Origin of the sequence: Aeromonas sp. MR7 (genome assembly GCF_963899385.1) — a bacterium.
In the GTDB taxonomy this organism is placed as follows: Bacteria; Pseudomonadota; Gammaproteobacteria; order Enterobacterales; family Aeromonadaceae; genus Aeromonas; species Aeromonas bestiarum.
In genome coordinates this window covers 151,108-171,515 of the sequence record NZ_CAWQXH010000049.1, presented here as the reverse complement: position 1 = coordinate 171,515, position 20,408 = coordinate 151,108, and the positions used below count along the sequence as shown (strand labels likewise).

General features: G+C 59.7%; 24 protein-coding genes. 6 read left to right on the top strand and 18 right to left on the bottom strand.

Annotated features, from left to right (window positions below):
• Positions 1–438 precede the first annotated feature (438 nt).
• Both mutH and AACW87_RS18290 read left to right on the top strand, forming a co-directional pair.
• Positions 439–1,113 (top strand): DNA mismatch repair endonuclease MutH, encoded by a 675-nt coding sequence (gene mutH, locus AACW87_RS18295; protein WP_241325742.1) that lies wholly within the window; start codon positions 439–441, stop codon positions 1,111–1,113.
• Between the two features lie 83 nt (positions 1,114–1,196).
• Complete coding sequence (locus tag AACW87_RS18290) at positions 1,197–1,520, top strand: isoamylase early set domain-containing protein (protein ID WP_043141863.1); 324 nt, start codon at positions 1,197–1,199, stop codon at positions 1,518–1,520.
• A gap of 129 nt (positions 1,521–1,649) precedes the next feature.
• On the opposite strand, the gene rplS is transcribed toward AACW87_RS18290, so the two are convergent.
• From rplS to ffh, 5 genes are all read right to left on the bottom strand, one after another.
• A complete protein-coding gene (gene rplS, locus AACW87_RS18285; protein WP_005313505.1) occupies positions 1,650–1,997 on the bottom strand; it encodes a 50S ribosomal protein L19 in 348 nt (115 codons plus the stop codon).
• Positions 1,998–2,029: 32 nt separating this feature from the next.
• Complete coding sequence (gene trmD / locus AACW87_RS18280) at positions 2,030–2,779, bottom strand: tRNA (guanosine(37)-N1)-methyltransferase TrmD (RefSeq protein ID WP_042652118.1); 750 nt, start codon at positions 2,777–2,779, stop codon at positions 2,030–2,032.
• Positions 2,780–2,813: 34 nt separating this feature from the next.
• Positions 2,814–3,335, bottom strand: a complete 522-nt coding sequence (gene rimM, locus AACW87_RS18275) for a ribosome maturation factor RimM (protein WP_043141859.1) — start codon at positions 3,333–3,335, stop codon at positions 2,814–2,816.
• Positions 3,336–3,359: 24 nt separating this feature from the next.
• Positions 3,360–3,608, bottom strand: a complete 249-nt coding sequence (gene rpsP, locus AACW87_RS18270) for a 30S ribosomal protein S16 (RefSeq protein ID WP_021141082.1) — start codon at positions 3,606–3,608, stop codon at positions 3,360–3,362.
• 182 nt (positions 3,609–3,790) lie between these two features.
• Positions 3,791–5,167 carry a signal recognition particle protein gene (ffh, locus tag AACW87_RS18265; protein WP_241325741.1) on the bottom strand — a complete coding sequence of 459 codons (1,377 nt, stop codon included), beginning with the start codon at positions 5,165–5,167 and terminating at the stop codon, positions 3,791–3,793.
• 202 nt (positions 5,168–5,369) lie between these two features.
• Here ffh and AACW87_RS18260 point away from each other — a divergent pair, with 202 nt between their 5' ends.
• Both AACW87_RS18260 and AACW87_RS18255 read left to right on the top strand, forming a co-directional pair.
• Entirely contained in the window at positions 5,370–6,161 is a 792-nt protein-coding gene (locus tag AACW87_RS18260; protein WP_065402074.1) for a cytochrome C assembly family protein, read from the top strand.
• A gap of 43 nt (positions 6,162–6,204) precedes the next feature.
• Positions 6,205–7,485 (top strand): HlyC/CorC family transporter, encoded by a 1,281-nt coding sequence (locus AACW87_RS18255; protein WP_043140623.1) that lies wholly within the window; start codon positions 6,205–6,207, stop codon positions 7,483–7,485.
• 31 nt (positions 7,486–7,516) lie between these two features.
• On the opposite strand, the gene AACW87_RS18250 is transcribed toward AACW87_RS18255, so the two are convergent.
• Positions 7,517–7,984: an Rrf2 family transcriptional regulator gene (locus AACW87_RS18250; protein ID WP_042869116.1), complete on the bottom strand. Its 468-nt coding sequence runs from the start codon at positions 7,982–7,984 to the stop codon at positions 7,517–7,519.
• 111 nt (positions 7,985–8,095) lie between these two features.
• Between AACW87_RS18250 and hmpA the strand changes: the two genes are divergently transcribed.
• On the top strand, positions 8,096–9,289 hold the full coding sequence (gene hmpA, locus AACW87_RS18245; protein ID WP_241325740.1) for an NO-inducible flavohemoprotein: 1,194 nt from the start codon (positions 8,096–8,098) through the stop codon (positions 9,287–9,289).
• Positions 9,290–9,387: 98 nt separating this feature from the next.
• On the opposite strand, the gene AACW87_RS18240 is transcribed toward hmpA, so the two are convergent.
• The 7 genes from AACW87_RS18240 to AACW87_RS18210 all read right to left on the bottom strand — a co-directional run bounded on the left by AACW87_RS18240 (position 9,388) and on the right by AACW87_RS18210 (position 14,625).
• The gene (locus tag AACW87_RS18240; protein WP_241325800.1) at positions 9,388–9,987 is read right to left on the bottom strand and encodes a tetratricopeptide repeat protein; all 600 of its coding nucleotides are present in this window, start codon (positions 9,985–9,987) and stop codon (positions 9,388–9,390) included.
• A gap of 530 nt (positions 9,988–10,517) precedes the next feature.
• Positions 10,518–11,453 carry a malate dehydrogenase gene (gene mdh / locus AACW87_RS18235; protein ID WP_241325739.1) on the bottom strand — a complete coding sequence of 312 codons (936 nt, stop codon included), beginning with the start codon at positions 11,451–11,453 and terminating at the stop codon, positions 10,518–10,520.
• Positions 11,454–11,674: 221 nt separating this feature from the next.
• On the bottom strand, positions 11,675–12,337 hold the full coding sequence (gene artM / locus AACW87_RS18230; protein WP_043140611.1) for an arginine ABC transporter permease ArtM: 663 nt from the start codon (positions 12,335–12,337) through the stop codon (positions 11,675–11,677).
• A gap of 2 nt (positions 12,338–12,339) precedes the next feature.
• Positions 12,340–12,465 (bottom strand): hypothetical protein, encoded by a 126-nt coding sequence (locus AACW87_RS18225; RefSeq protein ID WP_277606816.1) that lies wholly within the window; start codon positions 12,463–12,465, stop codon positions 12,340–12,342.
• Between the two features lie 2 nt (positions 12,466–12,467).
• On the bottom strand, positions 12,468–13,118 hold the full coding sequence (gene artQ / locus AACW87_RS18220) for an arginine ABC transporter permease ArtQ (protein ID WP_043140609.1): 651 nt from the start codon (positions 13,116–13,118) through the stop codon (positions 12,468–12,470).
• Between the two features lie 3 nt (positions 13,119–13,121).
• Entirely contained in the window at positions 13,122–13,859 is a 738-nt protein-coding gene (locus AACW87_RS18215; RefSeq protein WP_043140605.1) for a transporter substrate-binding domain-containing protein, read from the bottom strand.
• 25 nt (positions 13,860–13,884) lie between these two features.
• Entirely contained in the window at positions 13,885–14,625 is a 741-nt protein-coding gene (locus AACW87_RS18210; protein ID WP_043140602.1) for an ATP-binding cassette domain-containing protein, read from the bottom strand.
• Positions 14,626–14,826: 201 nt separating this feature from the next.
• Here AACW87_RS18210 and argR point away from each other — a divergent pair, with 201 nt between their 5' ends.
• Positions 14,827–15,297 (top strand): transcriptional regulator ArgR, encoded by a 471-nt coding sequence (argR, locus tag AACW87_RS18205; protein ID WP_005308670.1) that lies wholly within the window; start codon positions 14,827–14,829, stop codon positions 15,295–15,297.
• A gap of 88 nt (positions 15,298–15,385) precedes the next feature.
• Here argR and AACW87_RS18200 read toward each other — a convergent pair whose 3' ends face one another.
• The 5 genes from AACW87_RS18200 to AACW87_RS18180 form a co-directional block, all read right to left on the bottom strand.
• On the bottom strand, positions 15,386–16,291 hold the full coding sequence (locus AACW87_RS18200) for a Dyp-type peroxidase (protein WP_103471615.1): 906 nt from the start codon (positions 16,289–16,291) through the stop codon (positions 15,386–15,388).
• Positions 16,292–16,393: 102 nt separating this feature from the next.
• Positions 16,394–17,428, bottom strand: a complete 1,035-nt coding sequence (locus tag AACW87_RS18195; protein ID WP_098980794.1) for an ABC transporter ATP-binding protein — start codon at positions 17,426–17,428, stop codon at positions 16,394–16,396.
• Between the two features lie 20 nt (positions 17,429–17,448).
• Positions 17,449–17,583 carry a hypothetical protein gene (locus tag AACW87_RS18190; protein WP_276329632.1) on the bottom strand — a complete coding sequence of 45 codons (135 nt, stop codon included), beginning with the start codon at positions 17,581–17,583 and terminating at the stop codon, positions 17,449–17,451.
• 74 nt (positions 17,584–17,657) lie between these two features.
• Positions 17,658–19,283, bottom strand: a complete 1,626-nt coding sequence (locus AACW87_RS18185; protein ID WP_241325738.1) for an ABC transporter permease — start codon at positions 19,281–19,283, stop codon at positions 17,658–17,660.
• A 39-nt stretch (positions 19,284–19,322) separates the two neighbouring features.
• The gene (locus AACW87_RS18180) at positions 19,323–20,330 is read right to left on the bottom strand and encodes a Fe(3+) ABC transporter substrate-binding protein (protein WP_241325737.1); all 1,008 of its coding nucleotides are present in this window, start codon (positions 20,328–20,330) and stop codon (positions 19,323–19,325) included.
• Positions 20,331–20,408 lie beyond the last annotated feature (78 nt).

Here is a 20,408-nt window from a genome sequence, read left to right as displayed (position 1 = left end):
TCAAGATCCATGTCTTTCCCGGCCGGAGATCCGGGATCCCGATTGTGAACAAGTTCGGCTGCTCAAAGATCCACCACGGCTAATTTATCCACAGGAGTGGCACACTATCTGCCCTGTCATCACAGCAAAAATCGGTGCAGTTTCACATTTTTTTGTAACAACCCCCCGACTATCACCACTTTCAGCCAGTTATCCAAGATTTCTGTGGATAACTGTGTGCAACAGCATGAGCAAACCCTTGGACAACTATTTCAAGTCGGGATCCTGCGTGGGAAAGATCGGCGCAACAAAGACAAATCCGTTAAAAATCATTATGATAAGTGCTTACACACAAAACCGCCCCCCCTGTGCAACCCCTCGGCAGGATCGGTTATAAAAACAACGATCCTCACCAGGGATCAGACTTGCTAGAATAATCCCCCTTTGCAGGAGTCATTCATGCCCACCCAGCCCCAGTCCGAGCAGGAGTTATTGAGCCGAGCCCATGCCATGGCGGGCTTCACGCTGGCACAGCTGGCGGCCGATGCCGGCCTTGCAGTCCCGCAGGATCTGAGGCGGGACAAGGGCTGGGTCGGCCAGCTGATCGAATGGCAACTGGGCGCCAGCGCCGGCAGCAAGCCGGAGCAGGACTTCCCCGAACTCGGCATAGAGCTCAAGACGATCCCCATAGATCCTCAGGGCAAACCGCTGGAGACCACCTTCGTCTGCGTGGCGCCGCTGATCGGCGTCAGCGGCCAGCGCTGGGAGCAGTCGAACGTGCGCAACAAGCTCTCCCGGGTGCTCTGGATCCCGGTGGAGGGCAGCCGCGACATTCCCATAGGCGAGCGGCGGGTCGGCATGCCGCTGATGTGGAGCCCGAGTGAGGAGGAGGATCGGCTGCTGCGCCAGGACTGGGAGGAGCTGATGGACATGATAGTGCTGGGCGAGGTAGAGCAGATCAGCGCTCGCCACGGCCAGGTGATGCAACTGCGTCCCAAGGCCGCCAACAACAAGGCGCTGACCCGTGCCATCGGTCGCAATGGCCAGCCGATCCTGACCCTGCCACGGGGCTTTTACCTCAAGACAGGATTCACCCACGGCCTGCTGCAACGCCACTTTGCCCTGCCCCTTTGATCTCCGTTATAAACATCCTTGTCATAAAGTGATATAAAAATAGCCAGAAGCCATTTCTTCGCAATCAATGACAAGGAGGCGTCATGCCGATCAACAAGCAATTCCTCAAGTCCCGTCCCGAGGTCAAGGTGACCTTCGCAGTGGAAAAAGTGGCCGCAGGTGAGGCTGAACAGGTACTGCTGCTGGGGGAATTCAGCCAGTGGCAACCCATAGAGCTCAAACGGATGAAGAGCGGGGAGTTCAGAACCACCCTCAACCTGCCCACCGATGGCCCCAGCCATTTCGAATACTGCTACCAGCTGGTGCAACCGAACGGGGAGACTCACTACGACAACGACTGGGAGGCGGACGACTATGTGCCCGGCCCCTTCGGACGTGACAACTCAGTGGTGCGGGTCAGTCAGTAGGCGACGAGCAGAACACTGGCGCATCTGGCCGGCACCCGAATTGCAGACACAAAAAAGGCTCGCCATTGGCGAGCCTTTTCACTACCTGTCGAGCTTTTCGCCGACATACCGACACCAATTCGAATCGAATTAGTTGAGCTTCTCTTTGATACGAGCAGCTTTGCCGGACAGGTTGCGCAGGTAGTACAGTTTGGCGCGGCGAACATCACCACGACGCTTCAGTTCTACACTGTGGATCAGCGGAGAGTGAGTCTGGAATACACGCTCAACACCTTCGCCGTTGGAGATCTTGCGAACGGTGAAAGCAGAGTGCAGACCGCGGTTACGCTTGGCAATAACGATGCCTTCGAAAGCCTGCAGACGCTCTTTACCACCTTCTTTAACACGAACTTGAACACGTACGGTGTCGCCCTGGGCAAATGCCGGGATGTCGGTACGCAGTTGCTCTTGTTCAAGCTGCTGAATAATCTTGCTCATTGTCTTTCCTTACCTAGGATAAACTGAAAACTCTACTTAACGCTGTCACGCACTTCGCGGACATACTCGGCAAGAAGTGATTCTTGCTCGTCAGTCAGAGCTAGGTTGTTAATAAGTTCCGGCCTTCTTTGCCAGGTTCGTCCGAGCGACTGTTTGAGACGCCAGCGTCGAATCACTTCGTGATTGCCGCTTGTCAGCGCCTCTGGCACCGCCAATCCATCCAACAACTCCGGCCGAGTGTAGTGGGGATGATCCAGCAAGCCATCCGTGAAGGAGTCCTGCTCGGCACTGGCCTGATCGCCCAAAACCCCTGGGACCAGACGCGAAACCGCATCGATCAGGGTCATGGCAGGCAACTCGCCACCACTTAACACGTAATCCCCGATAGACCACTCTTCGTCGACTTCGGTTTGTATCACGCGTTCATCGATACCTTCGTATCGACCGGCTACCAGAATCAGTTTCTGACTCGTCGCCAACTCGGTTACGCCAGCTTGAGTCAGCTTGCGTCCCTGAGGAGAGAGATAGATGACTTTCGCCCCGTCTCCCGCCGCTTGCTTGGCTGCATGAATCGCGTCACGCAGCGGCTGAACCATCATCAACATGCCGGGCCCACCACCATAAGGACGATCGTCGACCGTACGGTGTTTGTCGTGGGTAAAGTCCCGGGGGTTCCAGCACTCAATCTGCAGCAGGCCACTCTTGACGGCCCGACCCGTTACCCCGTGCTCGGTAATGGCTCGGAACATTTCCGGGAAGAGGCTAATCACCCCAATCCACATAAGAAACCTCCGGCACTCGTGTTACCGCGGGAAACTAGAAACCAGGATCCCAATCAACTTCGATTGTTCGAGCAGTCAGATCAATATGCTTGATCACCTGCTCTTCCAGGAACGGAATCAACCGCTCCTTTGCACCAAAGGCATCTTTTACATTGGCCTCAACCACCAACACATCGTTGGAGCCGGTTTCCATCAATTCGGTCACCTTGCCCAGGTCGTATCCCTTGGTGGTCGATACCGAGCAACCAATCAGGTCACGCCAGTAGAACTCACCTTCAGGCAACGCAGGCAACAGATCGGCGGGAACGCCAATCTCGACATTGGTCAATGCCAGGGCATCTTCACGCAGATCGATACCATCGATCTTGCAAATCAAACCCTTGTTGTGACGCTTCCAGGCCGAAACCTTGAGTTCACGCCACGCCCCGTTCTGATTGATCAGCCAGGGGTTGTAATCGAAAATCGCTTCGGCAACATCGGTGAAGGAGTTCACTTTAAGCCAGCCCTTGATGCCATAAACGGTACCCAGGGTGCCCAGAACTATAGGTTTTTCCACCTTAACTCCTTACCGTTTGGCTGATTAAGCAGCTTTGGCAGCGTCTTTGATCAGCTTGGCAACGCGGTCAGAAACAGCGGCACCAGTAGCAACCCAATGCTCGATACGAGCCAGGTCCAGGTTCAGCTTTTCGGCAGAACCAGAAGCAACCGGGTTGAAGAAACCAACGCGCTCGATGAAGCGACCGTCACGGGCGCAACGGCTGTCAGAAACTACTACCTGGTAAAACGGACGCTTTTTCGCGCCACCACGTTGTAAACGAATGGTTACCATATCGTCCTCATTAACATCTAATGAACAAGGCCCGCAAACACGCGGACCCTAGCTTAAAATAAGCCGCGTAATTCTACTTGGATTCGTAATAATTGCAACCAAGCCAGCCATTTTTTGCACAAGGCTCACAATGAAAAGGGCCCACCTCTGGTGAGCCCCTGGCCTGGCTGAAACGGTCGGGATCAGAAGGGACCGCGACCGCCACCGAATCCTGGCGGCAACATGTTCTTCATCTGCCCCATCATCTTGCGCATGCCGCCCTTGCCGGACATCTTCTTCATCATGCGCTGCATCTCGGTGAACTGCTTGAGCAGCTTGTTCACGTCCTGCACCTGCATGCCGGACCCTGCGGCGATACGGCGCTTGCGGGAGCCCTTGATGAGGTCGGGATGGGCACGCTCCCTGGGCGTCATGGAGCTGATGATGGCCTCCATCCGCACGGTCAGCTTGTCATCCATCTGATCCTTGACGTTGTCCGGCAGACCGGACATGCCCGGCAGCTTGTCGAGCATGCCCATCATGCCGCCCATGTTGCGCATCTGGGCCAGCTGTTCGCGGAAGTCTTCCAGATCGAAGCCCTTGCCACTCTTGACCTTGTTGGCCAGCTTGGCGGCTTTTTCCTTGTCGACATTGCGCTCCACTTCCTCGATAAGCGACAGCACGTCGCCCATGCCGAGGATGCGGGAGGCGAGACGATCCGGATGGAACGGCTCCAGCGCATCTGTCTTCTCGCCCATACCGATGAACTTGACCGGCTTGCCGGTGATGTGGCGCACGGAAAGCGCGGCACCACCGCGAGCGTCGCCGTCCGCCTTGGTGAGGATCACGCCGGTGAGCGGCAGCGCCTCGTTGAACGCCTTGGCGGTGTTGGCGGCATCCTGACCCGTCATGGCGTCCACCACGAACAGGGTCTCGATCGGCTTGATGGTGGCGTGGAGATGGATGATCTCGTCCATCATGTCGCTGTCGACGTGCAGACGACCGGCGGTATCCACTATCACAACGTCATAGAACTTCTTGCGCGCCAGATCGATGGCGGCGGTGGCGATGTCGACCGGTTTCTGGCTGGCATCGCTCGGGAAGAAATCGACGCCTATGTCGCTCGCCAGCGTCTCCAGCTGCTTGATCGCCGCGGGGCGATAGACGTCGGCACTGACCACCAGCACCTTCTTCTTGCTGCGCTCTTTGAGCAGCTTGGCCAGTTTGCCTACGGTCGTGGTCTTACCGGCACCCTGCAGACCCGCCATCAGTATGATGGCCGGCGGCTGGGCGGCCAGGTTGAGCTGCTCGTTGGCCTCGCCCATCACCGAGACCAGTTCACCGTGCACTATCTTGATGAAGGCCTGGCCCGGACTCAGGGACTTGGCCACTTCCTGGCCGACCGCCCGCTCCTTGACGCGAGCGACGAAGTCACGCACCACCGGCAGGGCGACGTCCGCCTCGAGCAGCGCCATGCGCACTTCGCGCAAGGTATCCTTGATGTTCTCTTCGGTCAGGCGACCGCGCCCACTGACATTGCGCAAGGTGCGCGAGAGTCGTTCAGTCAAATTCTCAAACATGACGGATTCCGGTTCTTGGCGTAATAAATTGGGGGCATTATAACCCAGAGCGGACGCGAGGACGATTATTCACCGCACGGCAGCAATGGGGACCTGCTCCCTATATATGGGCAGATCGGCGGTAGCACAACTGGCGAGCACATCTTGTGCAAGGTATACTGCCTCTCCTATTCCCAACTGCCTGTTCAACAACGACCTGGTTATGATCGTGATCTCTGTTCTGGCCCTGGCGTTCTATCTGCTGGCCATCATCGCCTCGCTGCACCTGCTGCTCAGTGCCAAACCTGTGGGGCAAGCTCCCCTGTTTGCCTGTATCGGACTGGCCCTGATCGGGCACGGCGCCGCCGTGGCCGGCGAAGTGCTGGTGACCCATTCAGGCCAGAATCTGAGCATGCTCAACGTCGCGTCCCTGGTCAGCCTCATCATCAGCTGCTTCATGACCTGCGTCACCCGCCGCTTCAACGGCTGGATCCTGCTGCCCGTGGTCTACAGTTTCTCCGCCCTGCTGCTGGCCGCCAGCGCCCTGATCCCGGGTCGCTATATCACCCATCTGGAGGCCCATCCCCAGCTGCTGCTGCACATAGGGCTCGCGCTGATGGCCTATTCGGTGCTGATGATCGCCTGCCTGTTCGCGCTGCAGCTCGCCTGTCTAGACAGGCAGCTGAAGTCCCGCAAGATCAGTCAGTTGCCTGCCATGCCGCCCTTGATGACGGTGGAGAAACGGCTGTTCCAGCTCATCTCGGCGGGCCTGTTTCTGCTGACCCTCTCCATCGCCTCCGGCCTCTTCTTCCTGGAAGACATGTTCGCCCAGGGCAAATCCCACAAGGCGATCCTCTCGATCCTGGCCTGGTGCGTCTACGTGCTGCTGCTGTGGGGTCATCACACCCGTGGCTGGCGCGGTCGCAAGGTCATCACCCTGAGCCTGATCGGCAGCTTCATTCTGACCCTGGCCTACTTTGGCAGCCGCTTCGTCAAAGAAGTCCTGCTGAGCTGATACTCACCCCCCTTTACTCATCCAGCCCCCACAGGAGCCCTTCTTGGACAGCATATCAACGAGCACATTATTGATTGTTCTCGTTATTTTGATCCTCTTGTCTGCTTTTTTCTCAAGTTCTGAAACCGGCATGATGTCGCTCAACCGCTACAAGCTGCGGCATCTGGCTCAAACCAAGCACAAGGCTGCCCGTCGGGTAGAGAAGCTGCTGTCCCGCCCGGATCGCCTGCTGGGGCTGATCCTGATCGGCAACAACCTGGTCAACATCCTCGCCTCGGCCATCGCCACCATAGTCTGCATCAGGCTGTTTGGCGCCTTCGGGGTAGCCATCGCCACCTTCGGCCTGACCCTGATAGTGCTGGTGTTTGGCGAGGTGACTCCCAAGACGCTGGCAGCCATGTACCCGGAGAAGATCGCCTATCCCGCCTCCTGGATCCTCAAGGGGCTGATGGTGCCGCTCTACCCCTTTGTCTGGCTGATCAACGGCATCACCAGCGGTCTGCTCAAGCTGCTCAGGCTCCATCCCAACAAGGATGACTCCCTCAACACCGAGGAGCTGCGCACCATAGTCAACGAGGCGGGCAGCCTGATCCCCCAGCGCCATCAGGAGATGCTGCTCAGCATTCTGGATCTGGACAAGATGACGGTGGAACACATCATGGTGCCGCGCAGCGATATCTACGCCATCGACATCAACGATGACTGGAAGACCATACTGCGTCAGCTGGCCCACTGTGCCCACACCAAGATCCTGCTCTACCGCGACAACATCGACGATGTGGTGGGCTTCCTGCACGCCCGCGATGCGCTGCGGCTGATGGCCAGGGATCAGTTCAACAAGTCGAGCCTGCTGCGGGAAGTGGACGAGATCTACTTCATCCCGGAAGGCACGCCGCTCAACGTGCAACTGGCCAAATTCCAGCGCAACAAGGAGCGGATAGGCCTCATAGTGGATGAGTACGGAGATATTCAGGGGTTGATCACCCTGGATGACATACTGGAAGAGATAGTGGGCGACTTCACCACCTCCATGACACCGGCGCCCAGCGACGAGATCCACCCCCAGCCGGATGGCTCGTTTCTAGTGGAGGGCTCGGCCAGCATTCGCGAGCTGAACAAGGAGATGAGCTGGCGGTTGCCCATCGACGGGCCCAGAACCCTGAACGGTGTCATCCTGGAATACCTGGAGGAGATCCCCCAGCCCAACATCAGCCTGCGGCTGGCCGGCTATCCCATCGAGATCCTGGAAGTGGAGAACAACATGGTGAAGATGGCGCGGATCATGCCAGATTTATACCGCAACGAGTCGGGATTCGAAGATTGAAAAAAGGCTGCCGATGGCAGCCTTTTTTATCTCACTCGCTCTCCTCGTCCGGCTCCAGCACCAGGGTCGGGATCAAGTCGCCGAACACCTTCTGCAGCTCCTCGCGATTGGCCAGCAGGTCTTGCAGCGTGTAGCTGTCCATCACCGCCAAAAAGGCATTCATCGCCTCCTTCAGGGCATTCTTCAGCAAGCAGACAGAGACTATGTGGCAGGCGGGCGAGTTGCAGTCGATGCCGTCCAGATTGCCCTCCAGCGCCCGGATCACCTGGCCGATATTGACTGTCTCCGGCGCGCAGGCCATGCGGATCCCGCCATTCTTGCCGCGCTGGGATTGCAGATAGCCCAGCTTCACCAGTTGATTCACCACCTTGACCATGTGGTTGCGGGAGACGCCATACAAGGCGGAGACCTTGGCCACGCTCGACAGTTCGCCCTGTGGCAGGGTCGCCAGATAGAGCAGGGCTCTCAATCCAAAATCGGTATAGCTAGTTAGTCTCATAGTGCCTGTGTCGCATAACGCGGAAAATTGATTATTGATTCAGATCAAATAAACATCTAGGATGCAGCTTAATAAGTGACATTTTAGATGTTCAATTAGCAAGGACCTCCTATGTTAGACCAAGCCACCATCGCCGTCATCAAAAGCACCATCCCTTTGCTCGAATCGGCGGGGCCTGCCCTCACCCAGCATTTCTACCAGCGCATGTTCAGCCACAACCCGGAACTGAAGGATATTTTCAACCTGGCGCACCAGCGCAGCGGCGGTCAACCGCTGGCGCTGTTCAATGCGGTGGCGGCTTACGCCAGGAATATCGACAACCTGGGAGCCTTGGCCGGCGCGGTGGAACGCATCGCCCACAAGCACACGGGTTTCATGATCCAGCCGGAACAATATCACATTGTAGGTAGTCATCTCTTGGCCACGCTCAAAGAATTGGGTGGAAGTGCGGTCACCGAAGAGGTGCTGGATGCCTGGGGCAAGGCTTACGGTGTGCTGGCCAGCATCTTCATCGGCCGGGAGAGCGAGATCTATCAGGAGAAGGCGAGCGAGATCGGTGGCTGGCAGGGTCCCCGCCCCTTCATCATCAAGGAGAAGCGCAAAGAGAGCGAGCTCATCACCTCCTTCATACTGGCGCCGGTGGATGGCAAGCCGGTACTGGACTTCAAGCCGGGCCAGTACCTCAGCATCAAGCTGGCCCACCCCGAGCTCGAATATCAGGAGATCCGCCAATACTCCCTCTCCGATGCGCCGAACGGTCGCGATTACCGCATCAGCGTCAAGCGCGAGCCCCAGGGCCAGGTCTCCAACCTGCTGCACGACCATCTGCATGCTGGCGATCAGCTGGAACTGATGCCACCAACCGGCGACTTCTTCCTGCAGGCCGATGCCAGCACGCCCGTGGTACTGCTCTCCGCCGGCGTGGGCCTCACCCCCATGCTGAGTATGCTCAACCAGCTGCTGGCCAAGGGCCATGCGGCCGACATCTGCTGGCTGCATGCCTGTGAACAGGGTGCACTGCACGCCTTCAAGGAAGATATCCGGCACAAGCACGAGCAGCACGACCAGCTGCGGAGCCGGGTCTGGTATCGGGAGCCGGAGGCTCAGGATGAGCAAGGGAAGGACTACGACTTCCACGGCACCATGGACTTGAGCCAGGTGGCCGAGTTGCTGGCGCCGCAGGCCCACTACTACTTCTGTGGTCCGCTTGGCTTCATGCAGGCGATCAAGGCGCAGTTGAGCGCGGCGGGCATATCGGCCGACCAGCTGCACTACGAAGTTTTTGGTCCCCATCAGGATCTTTAAGCGGGGCTGCCCCCTATAAAGCAAGGAGGATCCAGCCTGTCATGGCACGGCGGCCGGATCCGGACCCACAGATGCAGATCTGTGGGTCGTTTTTTTATTCAGTGCATCGCCTTGGCACGGGCGATGGCATTGGCCGGCATGCGGTTGGCCAGGCGGCTCAGCAGGCTGGTCGCCTTCTGGTGCAGCGCCTTGTCACCGATCACAGTGCTATGCAGCCAGTGGTAGGCCTCTTCATAATCCAGCGGGCTGCCCATCCCCTGCAGCAGCATCTCGACCCACTCGACCTGTGCCCGTTGAAACCCCAGACTGGCGGCTTCACGCATCAGGGTCTCAGCCTTGACCAGATCCTTCTGCACCAGGGTGCCCTTCCAGTAGTAGCGGCCCAGCTGTTCCAGCGCCGGCGCCAGCCCTTGATTGGCCGCCTCCCACATGAATTTGACCCCGAGCTCGGCATCGGGCTTGATGCACACCCCCCAGGCCAGCATGTCGCCCCACAGGAACTGATAGGCGGGCACCTTCATCACCTCGGCCCGCACCTCTATATCCTGGGTAAGCTGGCACCTGTCCAGCTTCACCTGCTGCAAGTGACGACCCTGTTCAATCCAGTTGAGCAGCTCGTCCTGGCGATAGAGGGGGACCGCCTGCAAATTGCTGCTGTCGATACCCAGACCGCCGCCACCCGATGGCGTGCTGGTCATGGGCCGGCTGGTCGGAGAGAGTCCGCTCTCCGCTGTGGCGGCGGGGAATGGGGTCGCGGGCGCAGATCCCGTCGCGACGGGAGCGGGCTCAGCTGCGGGTGTCGACTCGGACGCCACAGGCAAGGGCGCGGCAGCGGGAACGGCGCCGGATCCGGCAGGCTGGGGGGCGGCGGCAGACACAGCGCTCTGGGCTGCAACCGCTGGCGACTCGGCGGCAGACACTGCGCTCTGAGCTGCAACCGCTGGCGACTCGGCGGCAGACACTGCGCTCTGGGATGCCATCGCCTGCTCGGCAGCGGAAACCGCACTGCTCGCTGTGGGGGTGGCGGCGGATGCCTGAGGCTCAGCGCCCTGTACCTGGGTGGTCAGCAAACAGACAAGGCCGACAAGGGTAAGTGGTTTCATCATAAGGTTCTCCTGCTGCTCTCTGTTATCGGCAGCCGGCCCCATCCCCTTAGCCCATCGCCATCTGCATCTGTCACCCATGACAAAGGGGAGCCGAAGCTCCCCTTGTTTACCAGCCATACGGCTTACTTGACGAAGTCGACACCCAGCTGGATATCGGCTTTCAGGGTGGCCAGCATGCCATCCATAGCCGCTTGCTCGAAGGCACTCAGCTTGCCGTAGTCCAGTACGGTTTCGACGCCGTTCTTGCCCAGCAGTATGGGTTGCGCGAAGAAGGCGGCATGTTTGCCGTCGCCTTCCACATAGGCGCACTCGATGACGTTAGCTTCGCCTTGCAGACCCTTGATCAGCGACAGACCGAAACGGCAGGCCGCCTGGCCCATGGAGAGGGTGGCAGATCCGCCACCGGCCTTGGCTTCCACCACTTCGGTACCGGCGTTCTGGATACGCTTGGTCATGGCAGCCACTTCTTCAGCAGTGAAGGAGGCGCCTTCGATCTGGGACAGCAGCGGCAAAATGGTCACGCCACTGTGGCCACCGATCACGTTGACACGCACCTTGTCGACGTTCAGAGCCTTGGCCTCGGCCACGAAGGTCTCGGCACGGATCACGTCCAGGGTGGTGACACCGAACAGGCGGCGCTTGTCATAGACACCAGCTTTCTTCAGCACTTCGGCGGCGATGGCGACCGTGGTGTTGACCGGGTTGGTGATGATGCCGATCAGCGCTTTCGGGCAGGTAGCGGCACATTTTTCCACCAGATTCTTGACGATACCGGCGTTGATATTGAACAGATCGGAACGATCCATGCCGGGCTTGCGCGCCACACCGGCGGAGATCAGCACCACATCGGCGCCGACCAGAGCCGGGCTCGGATCTTCACCGCAGAAACCTTTTACTTTCACGTCAGTCGGGATATGGCTCAGATCGACCGCCACACCCGGAGTGACCGGGGCTATGTCATACAGGCTCAGTTCGGAACCAGCAGGAAGGCGATTTTTCAACAGCAGAGCGAGGGCTTGGCCTATGCCACCGGCGGCACCCAGAACGGCAACTTTCATGATCAACTCCATGTTTAAGCGTAGGTTTAAGGTTGTTTCTTGTTGTGGGCCCAACCTTAATGGATCCCCCCCTAAAAAACAATCTGATAACAGTTGCAATCACGGGTTCTGTGAGCCAAGAAACAGGCGGTGAATAAAAATGGGGGGAAATGCAGAAAATCAGAGGGGAAGCACAGATTTCCTGCACTTCCCCTTACCATAAATAGGTAGATTTACCGAACTCAGGCCTGGAATGCCAGGGCTCGCCGTTCACACCAGCGAAACCCAATTGTTAACAATCCGTTCATGGTCAGATAGAGGCCACCGGCCACGGTGAACACCGCCAGAGTGTCATACGTCTGGGCGTTGAGGCGCTGGGCCAGACCCATCACATCCATGATGGTAATGGTGCTGGCGAGCGAACTCCCCTTGAGTACCAGGATCACCTCGTTGGAATAGGCGGGTACCAGCCGCCTGGCGGCGTGGCGCACCTTCATCCACAGGGTCTGCCCGGCCGAGAAGCCGAGTGCACGGCACGCCTCCACCTCGCCGGAGGGAATGGCATCCAGCGCCCCCTTGAACAACCGGGTAGAGTAAGCCGCCGTGTTGAAGCCAAGGGCCAGCACGGCGCAGAACCAGGGCTGCTTGAGCAGCGGCCAGAGCGGCCCGGACTTGAGCCACTCGAACTGGCCCGGCCCGTAGTAGATGAGGAAGATCTGGATGAGCAGCGGCGTGCCGGTGAAGATCAGCACCCACAGCTGTACCAGCTGGGTCGCCACCGGAATCCGTCGTTCCAGCACCCAGGTCATGGCGGCGGCCAGCAACACGCCGAGCAGCAAGCTCAGTGCCGTCAGTTGAAGAGTGATCGCCAGACCACCCAGCAGCGTCATAAGATAATCCTGCATGGTCAACCTCCGTAGCGGCGGGTATAGCGGGCGGTCTGCTTAAACCCGAATTCACTCAGCTGACTGAAGACGATCGGTTGCAGGGTGATCGCCAGACCACCCAGCAGAGTCATGAGATAGTCCTGCATGGTCAACCTCCGTAGCGACGGGTATAGCGGGCTGCCTGCTTGAGCCCGAACTCGCTCACCAGACTGATGGCCAGATAGATGAGGGCCGCGGCGGCATACCAGGTAAAGGGTTCATAGGTGCTGGCCGAGGCCATCTGGGCCTGACGCATCATCTCGTTCACCCCTATGAGGGAGACCAGCGCCGTGTCCTTGAGCAGCACCAGCCACTGGTTGCCGAGCCCCGGCAGGGCATGACGCCAGGCCTGGGGCAGCACGATGCGAAAGAAGATGTGTCCCTTGCCAAGACCGAGCGCCAGCGCCGCCAGCCGCTGTCCGGCGGGCACCGCATTGAGCGCGGCCCGCAGGGTCTGGGTGGCATAGCTGGCAAACAGCAGGGAGAGCGCCAGCACGCCGCAGGCGAACGGGCTGAACTCCACATACTCGCCGGTGATGAGGAACAGCACCTGGGTCGAGCCGAAGTAGATGAACAGCACCACCAGCAACTCGGGCAGGCCACGAATGAGCGTGGTGAGTGTGGCCACAGGCCACACCAACGCGCGCTGCTTGCTCAGTTCGGCGGCGCTGAACGCCAGCGCCAGCACCATGCCCCCGACCAGTGATGCCAAGGCCAGCCCCAGGGTCATCCAGGCTGCATCCAACAACAGGCTCAACATGGCTTAGTGCGCGAAGTATTTGTCGAAGATTTTCTGATAGGTGCCGTTGGCCTTGATCTCGGCCAGCCCCTTGTTCAGCTGAGTCAGCAGCTCCTGGTTGCCCTTGGCCACGGCGATGCCAAAGCCGGTACCGAAGTACTTGGCGTCGGTCACGGGGGTACCGATCACGGCATATTCCTTGTGCTGCTTGAGCCAGTCGGCGGCGACTGCGGTATCGGCAAACACGCCGTCGGTACGGCCGTTCATCATGTCGAGGAAGGCGCTCTGGTAACTGGCGTAGGGCACGGTCAGCAGGCCCTTGCTGATCCAGTTGTCCACCAGATAGGACTGGTGAGAGGTGCCGTTCTGCACGCCGACCGTCTTGTCCACCAGCTCTTCCGGCCCCTTGAAGGCGCCCTTCTTGGCCACGAACACGGCGGAGTTCTCGTAATAGATGTCGGAGAAGTCGACCTGGGCGGCCCGTTCCGGAGTCACGTCCATGGCGGCGATGGCGGCGTCATAGCGACGGAACTTGAGGCTGGGGATCAGGCTGTCGAAGGCCTGGTTGTGGAAGCTGCACTCCAGCTTGGCCTGGGTGCAGATGGCACGGGCCAGATCGATGTCGAAGCCCTGGAACTCGTTCTTGTCATCCAGGTATTCGAACGGAGCATAAGTGGCCTCGGTGGCGAACTTGATCTCCTTGGCCAGCACCGAGGTGCTCAACAGGCCCATGGCAGCAACCAGCAACAGACTCTTTTTCATGACAGCTTCCTTATCGATTTGAATATCAATGCATCAAGAACTCGGCAAACCGGCTGGTTTGCGGGGATGTGAAAATGGCGGCGGAACCGGATTCGATGATCCGTCCCTTCTCCAGATAGATCACCTGACTGGCCACCTTGCGGGCGAACTCCACTTCGTGGGTCACCACCACCTGGGTGATGCCGGTCTGGCCCAGATTGCGGATGATCTCCGCCACCTCTTTGGTGATCTCGGGATCGAGGGCCGCCGTCGGCTCGTCAAACAGCAGCACCTGCGGATCCATCATCAGGGTACGGGCGATGGCCACCCGCTGCTGCTGGCCGCCTGAGAGCCGGGCAGGCCAGGCATCGCGCTTGTCGGCCAGTTGCAGCTGGGTCAGCAGGTAGGCGCCCTTCTCGATGGCCGCCGCCTTGCTCATGCCGAGCAGCTTGACGGGGGCCTCGATCAGGTTCTCCATCACGGTCAGATGTGGCCACAGATTGTACTGCTGGAACACCATGCCCACCTTGCGGCGCAGTGCCTGCGCCTGACGGTTGAATTCGGCGGCAGAGAGGCTGGACGGGAAAGAAAATTCACTTTCGCCTATGCGCAATACACCGGCATCCGGGGTGTCCAGCAGGTTCATCATGCGCAGCAGCGAACTCTTGCCGGCACCGCTCGGGCCCAGCAGCACCAAGGTCTCACCGGGTGCAGTCCGAAAGCTGACATCTTGCAGTACCGGCACCTTGTGCCAGGATTTTTCGATACCGATTAATTCAATACCCATACAGCCCAATTGAATAAGTTTTCAAAATTTCGTCCCGATTTTAGCCCCAACATGGGTGGATGCAAGCTAATTTTGAATCAATATGCAGAACAAGCGCCGCTTCCTTGCAAAAATAGGCACATGAATGCAAAATGGGCACGCTGTTCATATCTGCCGCCTGAGCGTGACAGGCAGCCACACCTCCTCATTCGTGAGTCCAAGATGAAGCATAACGACAAGCAAGAAAAACTGGCCAAGGCCTTTAAAGCCTTGCTGAAAGAAGAACGATTTGGCTCCCAGGCAGAGATAGTGACTGCCCTGCAAGAGATGGGCTTCGAGAACATCAACCAGTCCAAGGTATCGCGCATGCTGAGCCGCTTCGGCGCCGTTCGCACCCGCAATGCCAAGATGGAGATGGTCTACTGCCTGCCGGTGGAACTGGGCGTGCCCACCACCTCCAGCCCGCTCAAGAACCTGGTACTGGACGTCGACCACAACGGCGCCCTGGTGGTGATCCACACCAGCCCGGGTGCGGCCCAGCTCATCGCCCGTCTGCTCGACTCCCTCGGCAAGGCCGAAGGGATCCTCGGCACCATAGCCGGTGATGACACCATCTTCATCACCCCGACCAGCGACACCGACATCGAGGAGCTCTACCTCTCCGCCCTCGAGCTGTTCGAACAGACCCCTTAATCAGGCTTGGCCGTCCCGCTGTGGTGACGCCCCCTGAACGAAAAATCCCGGCCAAGGCCGGGATTTTTGTTGGTTATCTCAACCGCGCTTATTTACCCTGCGACACCAGATAATCCTCGGACGGCGCGAAGAAGGCGGCACCGGTCACGGCGCTGGTGAAGCGCAGCAGGTGGTCGAAGTGACTGCCCTCCCCCTTGTACATGCTGGCCAGCATGGCGTTGAAGTGCTGCGGCGTGCGGCAGCAGGAGATGAAGTAGAGCCCCTGCTCTGTCATGGTGCCCCAGGGCATGCTCTGGCGCAGTATCTCCATGGACTCGCCCTTCGGGGTCTTGAGGTTGACCCGCTTGATGTGGGCGGTCAGCGGCTTGTCTGCCGACTCATACTCTATGTTGTCGGCCTTGGTGCGACCTATGATGTCTTCCTGCTCTTTCAGGGCCAGCCTCTCCCAGTCGCTCATGGCGTGCACCCAGCGCTGGACGTGGATATAGGAGCCACCGGCAAATTCGCCTCCCTCGAGCAGCGCCACTTCGGCCCTGTGCTCATCCTGCGGGTTTTCGGTACCGTCGACGAAGCCGGTCAGGTCCCGGCAATCCAGATTGCGGAAACCGCGCACCTCTTCCGCCAGCGCCACCAGCCCCGCCAGCAGGGCCATCACGCGCTGACCGGCGTGGTGCAGCACATCGACCCGATCGGCGCGCAGTTGCACGAAGAGATCAAACGGGGTATTCGGCGCCTTATGACCATTGGCTTCCTGAGCCATAAAACCACGGAACTGGGGCGGACGGGCGGCAGGGTAGAGACCATCCCAGGCATCGGCGCCGACGGCGACCAGACCGCTGAAACCGGCATCGGGGAAATCGGCGGCAACGGCTTCCCACAGGGCAGGCAAGCTGGCCAGACGGGCCACCAGTTCGGCGCCGTCACCGGTGCGATTGAACATCAGATAGAGGGCGTGCAGATTCGGCTCTGCACAGATCCCGGCTTGGGCTTTCATATATCTCTCCCCTGAACAGGCATTAGCTATGTTGGCGTTGCGTTGCGCGATTATAAACCAGAGTGAATCCAGTTCCTTGATTTCACAACGATATCAGGTCTGTCACGGCAATGGATCAAACAGCACTAGCGCATGCGGGGCAAGGTTGACCCTGGCCCGCATCCCGCCAAGCGGCTCGCCAATGCTGGCCTCGAGCCGCTGGCCGCCACACTCGAACAACACCCGGCAGTGATGGCCGAGGAACTGCTGCTCCAGCACCGCCAGCTCACCGCCGTCGACGGCCTCCAGCAACAGCTGCTGGGGTCTGAGCATCAATTGCAGCAGCTCGCCCACGGCACGGCCGTGAGGCTCGGTGCCGCACACCACCCCCAGCGACGTCTGCACGCAGTGGCTGTCCACCACCTCGGCCGCCAGGTAGTTGACCCCGCCGAGAAACTCCGCCACGAAGCGGTTCTGCGGGCGACGATAGAGCTGCTCCGGCTGGCCCACCTGCTCGATGTGACCCGCCCGAAACAACGCCAGCCGGTCGGCGAAGGCAAACGCCTCCTCCTTGCTGTGGCTGACGAAGATGGCGCCTATCCCCTGCTGCTTGAGCAGGGCGCGGATCTCGAGAATAAGCTTCATCCGCACCTGGGTATCTATGTTGGAGAAAGGCTCGTCCAGCAGCATCAGCCTGGGCTTGCACACCAAGGCGCGGGCGATGGCGACCCTCTGCTGCTGGCCGCCGGAGAGCTCATGCGGATAACGCGCCCCCAGCCCCTGCAGATTGACCAGCGTCAGCGCCTCATCCACCTGCTGCTGGCGAGCGCTGCGATCGAGCCGGGTCAGGCCGAAGCCGACGTTGTCGGCCACCGTCAGGTGCGGAAACAGGGCGTAATCCTGAAAGATCATGCCGATGTTGCGCGCCTCGGGGGGCACGCAGCCACCGGGCCCGTCGAGCAGGGTATCGCCAAGGCGAATAGCGCCCCCGGCCAGCGGCAGCAGACCGGCGATGGCCTTGAGCAGCGTGGTCTTGCCGCAACCGCTCGCACCCAGCAGGCAGACGATCTCGTTGTCAGCCACCGTCAGGGAGAGCTGCTCCAGCACATTGCGGCCGTTGTAACGGCAACTGACATTTTCAACCTGCAAGCAAGACACGGCTGGCTTCCCCTTATGTTTTAAATTCGACGCAGCCACTCGCTACCCTCAAACAGGCAGACGATCTCGTTGTCGGCCACCGTCAGGGAGAGCTGCTCCAGCACATTGCGGCCGTTGTAACGGCAACTGACATTTTCAACCTGCAAGCAAGACACGGCTGACTTCCTCATATTCTTTTGGTTCAAACCGACCTGCGGCCGGACAAGATTGCAGAGATTCATCTGCCCGTTCAGTGGCCCGGACTGTCCAGGCTGCGGTTGACCCAGATCAGCGGCAGCAAGCCCACCAGCACTATGACGATGGCGCCGAGCGCCCCCCGCTCCAGCATCTCGTCCGAGACGAATTGATAGACGTGGGTCGCCAGGGTATCGAAGTTGAAGGGCCGCAGCAGCAGGGCGGCGGGCAGCTCCTTCATGGATTCGATGAACACCAGCATGGCGCCGGCAAACAGGCCGCGCCGCACCAGCGGCAGATGAACCCGCCGCAGCATGCCGCCATCCCCCTGCCCCAGGGAGCGGGCCGCCATGTCGAGGCTGGGGGAGATCTTGCCCATGCTGCTCTCTACCGAGCCGATGGCGATGGCCACGAAGCGCACCAGGTAACCGAACACGATGGCTGTGATGGTGCCGGTCAGCAGCAGGCCGGGGCCCTGACGGCCGAGCCACTCGGCCAGATCGTTGATGGCAAAATCGAGGGCCGTCAGCGGTACCAGCACGCCGATGGCCAGCACAGTGCCCGGCATGGCATATCCCATGGCAGAGATGCGCAGGGGCAACAGGCTCCTGACTCCGCCATCGAGGCGGCGGAAGAAGCCGAGCAGCAGGGCTATGCCCATGGCGAACAGGGCGGTCAGCGTCGAGATGAGCAGACTGTTGCCGGCGAAGCGGACAAACTCCGGCGTCCAAGACAACTCGAAGTAACGCACGCCGTAGTCCAGCAGGATGACGAACGGCAGGCCGAAACCGGCCAGTACCAACCCCCAGCACCAGAGACCGGCCAGCCAACGACTCATTCCCTTGAGCGGGTAGCGCAGCGGCGGCTCATGACCCATGGATTTCTGGAACACCTGCTGCCGGCGACGGGAGCGACGCTCGACGGCGATCAGTAGCACCACCGCCAGCAGCATCAGGCAGGAGAGCTTGGCGGCGGTGGCCAGGCTGCCGTAGCCGAGCCAGGTGTCGTAGACCGCCGTGGTCAGGGTGTTGATGGCAAAGAAGTGGACTGTGGCGAAGTCGGCCAGGGTCTCCATCGCCACCAGGGAGATGGCCACCATGATGGCCGGTCGCGCCAGCGGCAGGCTGAGGCGACGAAAACTCTGCCAGGGGGTACAGCCGAGCAAGCGGCTGGAGTGGATCAGGCTGACCGACTGCTCCAGAAACGAGGCGCGGGCCAGCAGATAGACGTAGGGGAAGAGCACCAGCGCCAGCACCCAGGCGGCGCCGCCGAGGGATCGAATGGCCGGGAACCAGTAATCCGTCGGTCTGCTCCACTCAAACAGGGTTCGCAATCCCGCCTGCAGCGGCCCCGAGTAGTCGAGCAGGTCGGTATAGACGTAGGCAACGATATAGGAGGGCATGGCCATGGGCAGCATCAGCGCCCACTGCAGGGCGCGGCGCCCCGGTACCTGGCACATGGCGACCAGCCAAGCGGTGGGCACCCCGAACAGCAGGCTGAGCAGCACCACACCCGCCACCAGCCCCAGCGTATTGCCGAGGTAGTCGAGCAGTACCGTATCGGCGAGGTGGCGAAACAGGTCTTCCTCTGCCGAGAAGGCAGAGAAGATCAGGGCGAGCACCGGCAAACCCAGCAGCAGGGCGGTGGCCCAGCTGCTGGCAATCCATCCACAATTTTTCATGAGACCACAGAAGTTGATGGGGCCCTTGGCCCCATCTGATTACAAGTCGAATTTCACTTCATCCAGCAGCTGCAAGGCGTCCTTGCGGTGCTTGGCATAATCGCTGACCGGCATGGGATCAGACTTGAAACTGCCCCATGACTTGACCATGGCGGACGGCTCGACCCCGGCCTTGACCGGATACTCGGCATTCACGTCCGCATACATGTGCTGGGCCGTGTCGCCAGCCAGAAACTCCATCAACTTGCGGGCTTCATCCTTGTTCTTGGCGTACCTGGTCATGGCCACGCCGCTCACGTTGACGTGGGCACCGCGGTCGGCCTGGTTCGGGAAGTTGATGTAGACCGCATCGGCCCAGGACTTCTGCGCCGGATCTTTCAGCATGGCGCCCAGATAGTAGCTGTTGCCGAGCGACAGGTCACAGATGCCATCCTTGATCGCCTTGACCTGATCCCGGTCGTTGCCCTGCGGTTTGCGCGCCAGGTTGGCCTTGACCCCTTCCAGCCAGGTCTTGGCATCCGCCATGCCGTGATGGGCGATCATGGAGGAAACCAGCGCCACATTGTACTCATGCTTGCCGCTGCGGGTACAAATTTTCCCTTTGAATTCAGGCTTCACCAGATCTTCATAGCTGATGGTGTCGAGCTTGCCGAGGCGTTCCTTGCTGGAATAGATGGTGCGCACCCGGGTGGTCAGGGCAAACCACTTGTTGTCCGGATCGCGATAGATGGCGGGGATATTCTCCTGCAGTATCTTGCTGTCCACCGGCTGCACCAGATCCTTGTCCACCAGATCGGTCAGCCGGCTGATGTCGACGGTCAGCATGAGATCGGCCGGGGAGAGCTTGCCTTCCCGCTCCAGACGCTCGTTCAGCCCCTCTTTGGCGAACACCACGTTGACCTTGATGCCCGATTCCTTCTCGAACTGCTGGATGATGGGCTTGATCAGCTCATCCTGCCGGTTGGAGTAGACGTTCACCTCCCCTGCCGCCAACGCTCCCTGAGCAGCCAGAGTCGAGAAAACCAGAGCCAGCATCTTCATTTTCATCATCCATTCCTTGAGTTGCTATATCGAGTGATAACCATTGCTGTTTGTATTTTGCATTGGCCGCGACAGCGGGATCAA